Below are 2,230 nucleotides of genomic sequence, written 5' to 3'. Positions count from 1 at the left end.
ATGAATGACTACCAGTTCAAGCTGGTGAAGATCAAAGGTGAGTTCACTTGGCACAATCACGCCGATACTGATGAAACTTTCATTGTGCTAGAGGGTTCCATGGGAATTGAATTCAGAGATCGGAAGGTTCAATTGAGTGAGGGGGAGATGATCGTGGTTCCCCGTGGAGAGGAACACAAGCCCTTCGCTGATGAAGAGTGCAAGGTGTTGCTAGTTGAACCAAAAGCAGTGGTCAACACAGGCGATGCTGGAGGTGAGTTGACTGCTGACAATGACGTCTGGGTTTAGCTTGCTCTCAAGCGTGCTAGTACACCCTCTCGGACGTATTTCCAAAGAGAAATTACTAATTGGGGTCTTGACGCGTCTTGAATCACAGTGACTCACATATAGATGGTCCCCTTCAACATAGTAAATTGCGTCTTGCAGGAACTCTTCTCCAATATTAAAAAAAAAAAAAAAAGAGATGGCTGTTGCCCAACACGGTTCATTATGACCAGTGTCAGGGGCATAGCCGGTAACCCTTCTCAACCAGACCCCCTTCTCCAACAGCCACTGATATAACCGATCATCTGCCTGCTGGTTTCTTTCTTCAGACCATTTTTCTCCAGTTGTGGCGTATGCAGAAATAATAGCAAACTCCTCGGGTTGTTCAGACCAGTCAGTTCCTACGTCCAGAAATGTTGATAGGTACAAGGGGTTGATGGGATCCATTTCACTCCAAAGGTTTGAGATGAAACTCAGTGTTATTTTCGAAGTCTCATTGACTGGTTTGGGGCTGGAATATCAGGCCTCCACGTCAGAACTAACGGTGTTCTCAAAATTCTTGAGCAAGTGTTCCAAGCGATCGATACGCTGGTCATACTCGATAAGTTGCTCCTGTTTTTCTTTGCTATTTCGTCCGTAGCGTCTGCAAAGAGACCGAGCAGTTTGGGCTTGGTTCAACTCGTATTGGATTTCTTCTAAAGTCTCAAGAAAGCCCTCACCACTGTAACCATCTGGTATTGATTGCTCATCGTCATCTTCTTCATCAGGTTCATAATTTGAGGCCATACCCCAAGCGTCATCGGGCCCAAAGGCGTTTTCAAGTAATTCAAGATAGCGCTGTTTCTGTTCATCAGTGAACAGCACCACAATATCCAACGCATCTGCTTCGCTGAAGTATTCCTCTCTCAACTTCTGATAGCGCTCTAACTGGGTTTCTGTCAGTTCATCTACGGAAACACCCGAGTAGGTGGTCTTACTAGCAATTTTCCAAGCCTCTTCATGAGACAGCCCCTCTTCAAGCAGCTTATCGAGATAGACTGCTTCTTGATGATCTTTTAGCCACTTCGCAATTTCTTTGGCTCGTTCTTCATCGAAATGTTCCGAGTAGTTTTCACGCAAATTGTAGAAGCGCTCGAGATGCCCTTCGCTCCATTCAAGGTCCATTTCCAGCCTCAAGTAAAGTGTTGAATTATTTCAAAAATATCACGTTGCAGCTAGCCGCAATCCTTCCGACAGGCTTCAATCCCGAACATAGACTTTAAATCGCGGTGACAGGTGTACCGGCATGAAATCAGGAAAGTTTGGCTCTGACCGGTGGTGCAGATGTGTAACCCGATATTTGTCTTTCAACTCGACATATTCACATTTGATCCAGAGGTCGTTATCAAGTCTTCCCGAAGCACCAAGGGGCTTACGGAACGCTTGGTTGTTGTGTACGTCATGAAGTGGCTTGCAGATCCAGCAGTCTGAAAACGTTGGGTCACACTCATCTAATTTAGGTAGACCCATCTGGCTTGCAATAAAATCAGTTTGGTCTTCTTCAAACAACAAGCGCAGCCGCTGAGCTTCTGCGAAGTAGTCGGCAAGTTCTGGTGGAATGTCTGATATGCGTTCTGCCATTTTATAGATAAGACGTTTGGCGTCATCCCGAGACTTCCAAAAGCGCTCACGTCTTTGATCGAAAGTTAGATTCATTGTGTCGTCTCCATCTGGAAGAGCTGAAAAGAGTAGTGGCTCAGCGAAGATTGTGAGCTGCGACACCCGACATAATAAAAGTTAGCGTTACGTGCGAGCTAGCAAGCCAGATGCTTTAGCATAAGGGTTCTAACTTCGAGGACAACGCTATCCTAGAAGTTATTTCACTAAGCCCACCGGATCTGCTTCTTGGCTTCCCGATAAGTATCGTACTCGTCAACTCCTGCATCATGGAAGACGTAATAAGTACCTTTGTACTCGTACAAATCCA

3 protein-coding genes are annotated in these 2,230 nt (G+C 45.7%); 1 reads left to right on the top strand and 2 read right to left on the bottom strand.

Annotation, left to right across the window (positions count from 1 at the left end):
- Positions 1–288, top strand: a 288-nt coding sequence (locus tag P8O70_08800) for a cupin domain-containing protein (GenBank protein MDG2196975.1), incomplete at its 5' end; no start/stop codon positions are given.
- A 495-nt stretch (positions 289–783) separates the two neighbouring features.
- Here the strand turns inward: P8O70_08800 and P8O70_08795 are convergent.
- Together P8O70_08795 and P8O70_08790 are read right to left on the bottom strand one after the other, a co-directional pair.
- The gene (locus P8O70_08795; protein ID MDG2196974.1) at positions 784–1,428 is read right to left on the bottom strand and encodes a hypothetical protein; all 645 of its coding nucleotides are present in this window, start codon (positions 1,426–1,428) and stop codon (positions 784–786) included.
- Positions 1,429–1,503: 75 nt separating this feature from the next.
- On the bottom strand, positions 1,504–1,959 hold the full coding sequence (locus P8O70_08790) for a hypothetical protein (GenBank protein ID MDG2196973.1): 456 nt from the start codon (positions 1,957–1,959) through the stop codon (positions 1,504–1,506).
- Between the last annotated feature and the right edge of the window lie 271 nt (positions 1,960–2,230).

Source organism: SAR324 cluster bacterium (genome assembly GCA_029245725.1).
Taxonomy (GTDB): domain Bacteria; phylum SAR324; class SAR324; order SAR324; family NAC60-12; genus JCVI-SCAAA005.
Note: the sequence above shows the minus strand (reverse complement) of the source record. Positions and strands in the feature narration are given on the sequence as shown.

Bases quoted from the DNA above. Each gene is read 5' to 3' on its own strand.
- P8O70_08795 (MDG2196974.1), bottom strand. From the start codon at position 1,428: ATGGACCTTGAATGGAGCGAAGGGCATCTCGAGCGCTTCTACAATTTG.
- P8O70_08790 (MDG2196973.1), bottom strand. From the start codon at position 1,959: ATGAATCTAACTTTCGATCAAAGACGTGAGCGCTTTTGGAAGTCTCGG.